General features: G+C 52.1%; 1 protein-coding gene. It reads left to right on the top strand.

Annotated elements, in window-relative coordinates; all coding sequences use genetic code 11:
• Window positions 1-551, top strand: a 551-nt coding sequence (locus tag QZH36_RS21350; protein ID WP_301731087.1) for a M23 family metallopeptidase, incomplete at both ends; no start/stop codon positions are given.

Genomic DNA, 551 nt, shown 5'->3' with positions numbered 1-551 from the left:
CCATTCCTGAAAGCGAAAAATGCCCATGAAACCGATGCAGCATGGATTGAAAGAGTGATGACCGTAGTTGACCGCCGCGATTACCCGGTCAATGGCCATGGCTCATGGCATGGCGGGATCCACATAGCCCATACTGATGGCGGCAGGCCTTTTGAGAGTGTAAGAGCTGTTGCGGATGGGATCGTGGTTTCCGTGCGTAAAAGTTCAGGCATCGATAAACGAGATAAGGCACCGCTGAACCTCAATGTGGATCAACCCAATGTCAAAGGCAGTGACGATGGCTACGTGCTGCTAAAGCACGAAACGGAGATCGGCAGTGGTGAGGGGGCTAAAGTGGTCTTTTATTCGCTTTACATGCACCTGAAGTCGCTTGAATCAACAGTGAAAATCGGGGAGAAGGTGTACCGGAAAGATCCGCTTGGTACCTCCGGGATGGTCGATGCGGTCAATGCCTTCCATTTCCAGATTTTCTGTGATGACGACAACATCAGCAAACTGACGGGCAGGAAGAGCCGCGAACTGGACGTGTCGAAAGATGGCCGAACCGATGC

The sequence above is a fragment of the Erwinia wuhanensis genome, assembly GCF_030484085.1.
GTDB lineage: Bacteria > Pseudomonadota > Gammaproteobacteria > Enterobacterales > Enterobacteriaceae > Erwinia > Erwinia aeris.
This window is presented reverse-complemented; position numbering and strand designations above follow the sequence as displayed.